Genomic DNA, 3,723 nt, shown 5'->3' on the forward strand with positions numbered 1-3,723 from the left:
CTCCACGGCCGGGGCCTCTGCCGCCTGCGCCGCGGTCGCCGAAGCCGTCGGCGCGAGAGCGGCCGGGGTCGCGGCGACCGGCTCGATGGACAGGCTGGCGAGCTGAATCGTCGCGCCGGCCAGGGCGGCGGGGCGGCGGGGCGGCAGCGGCACCTCGACCGACTCGGTCGGTGTCTCCGCCACCGCGGTCGGGGTCGGTGCGTAGGCCAGGGCCGAAGCGGCTGCGGTCCGTGTGTCGGCGGCGCCGCCGCCGAACAGGCTCGCCAGGGCGCTGGCCGAAGCCGCCACGGGCGCCACCACCGCGGCGACCTCGGTGGAGATGCCCTGGCGCTTGGCCGCGTAGTAGTAGCCGCGATTGTAGTATTGGTAGGCCTGGGAGATATTGCCCTGGGCGGTGCGGTAGGCGCCTGCGAGGTAGGCCACGCCGTAGCGCAGGTTCGTCGCCGGATCGTACAGGCCCGCGGCATCGCCGGTGTAGCCTAGGCTGCGCGCGGTCGCGTGCTTGATCTGCATCAGGCCCAGGGCACTGCCGCCCTTGGCCCGCGGATTGTAGTTGCTCTCGCGCTTGACCACCGCGTGGACGAAGCTTGCCGGAACGCCGTTCGCCTTGGCCTGCTGCTCGATCAACGCGTCGATGTTGTCGTGCGCGCCCTGCCCGAAGGCGACGGCGGGCACGACCGCGAGGGCGGCGGCCAGGATTAGGCGATGCATTCCGAGACCCGGTGCTGCTTGTTCTCTGGTCAAGCTAGGTCGCGGGCAAATGAGGCCGGAAAGCGGCCCCGGTTCGGCAGCCTGTGGGCGGCCGGGGTGTCGGCGGCGTCTGTGATCCGCACGCCACAGGCCTGCGCCCTGTGGAGGGCTCGGCGGGGCAATCCTCGGGGGGGCGAGCGGACGCTCTCCGCCTTTCAGGGCAGGATGAAGCGCTCGACCCCGCGGGCGAAGCCGTCCGCGTCATTGCCGTCCGTGACGGCGCGCGCGGCCGCCTTCACGGCCGCCTCGGCATTGCCCATGGCCACCGAGAAGCCGCTCTGCGCGAACATCGGACGATCGTTGCCGGCGTCGCCGAAGGTGGCGATCCGCTCGGGCGGGATGGCGAGATGCGCGCTCATCCATGCGACGAACCGGCCCTTGTCGAGATGGGGAGGCGTCACGTCGAGGTAGTAGGGCTGCGAGCGGTGGACGGTGGCGCGGTCCGCCAGGGCTGCGCCGATCCGCGCCTCGCAGGCAGCGAGATGAGCGGGGTCGCGGCTGACGCCGACGATCTTGGCGGCGCTTCCCATGAGGGTCCCGAGATCGGCCACGACACGCGGCTCCGTCCCGATCGTGCGGCGCTCGAGGTCGGTGTAGGGGCCGGCCGGATCGCGCAGGCACCACGCGCCTCCGGTGAAGACCCAGACGTCGAGCCCCTCGGCCAGGAGCCGGTCGAGCGCCGACCGGGCCGCTGCCTCCGGGATGGTGCGCTCCTCGAGTGCCGACAGGTCCGGCCGGACCACGCTCGCGCCGTTGAACGCGCCCATCGGCAGGTCGAGATCGAGTTCGGCGACGAGGCTCCGCAGCCCGATCGGCGGCCGCGCCGACGCGATGCTGAACCCGATCCCGGCCGCGCGCAGCCGCCGCACGGCCGTCACCGTCGCCGCGGTCAGGCGCTTGTCGCCGGTGACCAGGGTGCCGTCGACGTCCGAGATCACCAGCGCGATCCCCGCGGCCTTGCCGGATTCCGTGGTCATCGCGTCAGACCCTTTCTCGCTGTCCCGCGCGCCTCCGCGGCGAGCTCCGCCACGACCCGGTCGGCGATCGCCCCGGGCGGTTCGAGGATCCCGACCGCGATCGGATGCTCGTCGGGGCCGGGAACCTCCAGGACGGCGAACTGGCTGTCGAGGAGCTGCGGCGCCATGAAGTGGCCCTGGCGCCCGGCGAGGCGCCGCGCGATCAGGGCCTTGTCGCCGTCCAGATAGACGAGGCGCACCCGCCGGCTGCCCTGGATCAGGACGTTCCGGTAGGCCCGGCGCAGGGCCGAGCAGACGACGACGCCTGATTCCCCGGCCGCGAGACGCTGGCGGATCCAGGCCGCGATCCGGGCCAGCCACGGCGCGCGATCCGCGTCGTCGAGGGCGTGACCCGCCTGCATCTTTGCCACGTGTTCCGGCGTGTGGAAGCTGTCGCCATCCACGAAGATCCAGCCGAGCTTCTCGGCGATCAGCGCCGCCACGGTGCTCTTCCCGGAGCCCGAGACGCCCATGACCACGAGGACCTGGGCGCCGGCGGCATCGGGCGCCGGCTGCGATTGGGACGTCATCTGGACCACCCCTGACTCCCCGGCACCCCGGACGCCCCATCAATAGGAGCGGACGCGAAGAAGGGAAGATCGCCCCCGCCAGCCGGACGGCCTCCAGCCGCGGAGGAACCGCACCGTCGACCGCGCGTTCCCCGAAGCGAATTGGAACATTTCAGGAACAGAATGGCCATGGCACAGACGACCGCGAAGGCGCCCTCGAAGTCCGACCCGAAGGCCGCGGCCTCTCGGGACAATCCCAAGACCGATCCGAAGGACGTGTCGAATCAGATCAAGGATCCGGACCAGTGGACCACCGGCGGAGAGCCGATGACCGGGGCGCAGGCGTCCTATCTCAAGACTCTGTCCGAGGAAGCCAAGGAGCCGGCGGCGTTCGATCCGGATCTCGACAAGGCCGAGGCCTCGAAGCGAATCGACGATCTCCGCCACAAGGCCGGCCACGCGTGAGCCGCGCCCGGTCGCGTGCCCACGGGCCGCGACCTTCCCGGTGCATATCCCAGCTGGAACCGCCGCAACCGCCCTGTTTCGAGCACTTCATTAAGCCGGCGGCAATCGCCGGGGGGCTACCGTGACTGGCGGTGCGTGAGGCCACGCAGGCGACTGGAAGTGAAGGCGCGTTCGACCATGCACGAGCCGGGGCGCGGCAGTATCGGAAGGCGCGCGGTCCGAACGCGGTCGATGTCCGGTCCGATGGATCGACTGGGGGCCGCGGCGGTGCGCTTTTCCCGGGACGGGCGCGGAACCACGGCCATTGAATATGCCCTGATCGCCGGCCTGATCTTCCTGGCCGTCGTCGGAAGCCTTCGGTTCTACACGTCGCGGGTCAGTGTCGTTTACGATACGATCAGCGCCGCCGTGACCCAGTCGAACTGAACGCCCGTCCCCACCCGGATCGTGGCGCGCGAGAACACCCCGCTCCAGTTCGCTTTTGTATCCCGATATTGCCGACGTCTGGCGTGTGCCCGGCCTTTTTTCCCCGAGCGCCCCGAAAAAGCTGTGCTTAACGAGGATGACTCGGCGCTCTCGGCCGTGGCGGGCGAGGTGTGGCTCACCCGCTACGGACACCCGGGCGGCTATGGGCTAGGCACAGGCTCGGCAATACCGATGGGCAACATCTGGATGCGCAAACTTCCCTACGTCCTGCTCGCCGTCACGGCGATGTCGGGCTGCACGTACCTGCCCGCGGCGGGTCCGACGGCGAGCGCGATCCAGGCCGGTGCGGAGGTGGCCACCGCCGATGGCGGCATGCTCGCCCGCTACGAGATCATCGACGTCACCCCCTCGGTGGTCGAGGCCCTGCGCGGCCGGCCCCTGGACAGCCTGCTCGCCTCCTTCGGCGACCACCGCCCCTCCTCCGAGCCGGTCATCGGCATCGGCGACATGGTCTCGGTCTCCGTCTGGGAAGCCGGCTCCGGCGGCCTGTTCTCCGG

5 protein-coding genes and 1 pseudogene are annotated in these 3,723 nt (G+C 70.9%); 3 read left to right on the forward strand and 3 right to left on the reverse strand.

The features are described 5' to 3' along the window. From AC1DXK_RS30440 to AC1DXK_RS30450, 3 genes are all read right to left on the reverse strand, one after another. On the reverse strand, positions 1–711 hold a 711-nt coding region (locus AC1DXK_RS30440; protein ID WP_477299666.1), incomplete at its 3' end, for a lytic transglycosylase domain-containing protein. A gap of 194 nt (positions 712–905) precedes the next feature. After that, positions 906–1,727: a Cof-type HAD-IIB family hydrolase gene (locus AC1DXK_RS30445; protein ID WP_457108300.1), complete on the reverse strand. Its 822-nt coding sequence runs from the start codon at positions 1,725–1,727 to the stop codon at positions 906–908. Further along, complete coding sequence (locus AC1DXK_RS30450; RefSeq protein WP_457108299.1) at positions 1,724–2,296, reverse strand: gluconokinase; 573 nt, start codon at positions 2,294–2,296, stop codon at positions 1,724–1,726. The genes AC1DXK_RS30445 and AC1DXK_RS30450 overlap by 4 nt, the downstream gene beginning before the upstream one ends. A gap of 168 nt (positions 2,297–2,464) precedes the next feature. On the opposite strand from AC1DXK_RS30450, the gene AC1DXK_RS30455 reads away from it, so the two are divergent. The 3 genes and pseudogenes from AC1DXK_RS30455 to AC1DXK_RS30465 all read left to right on the forward strand — a co-directional run. Continuing rightward, complete coding sequence (locus tag AC1DXK_RS30455) at positions 2,465–2,740, forward strand: DUF3072 domain-containing protein (RefSeq protein WP_457108298.1); 276 nt, start codon at positions 2,465–2,467, stop codon at positions 2,738–2,740. Positions 2,741–2,971: 231 nt separating this feature from the next. After that, positions 2,972–3,166 carry a Flp family type IVb pilin gene (locus AC1DXK_RS30460; protein WP_477299667.1) on the forward strand — a complete coding sequence of 65 codons (195 nt, stop codon included), beginning with the start codon at positions 2,972–2,974 and terminating at the stop codon, positions 3,164–3,166. A gap of 246 nt (positions 3,167–3,412) precedes the next feature. Then, positions 3,413–3,723, forward strand: a pseudogene (locus AC1DXK_RS30465) (polysaccharide biosynthesis/export family protein); the annotation flags it as partial.

Source organism: Methylobacterium sp. P3_A11, from assembly GCF_056403155.1.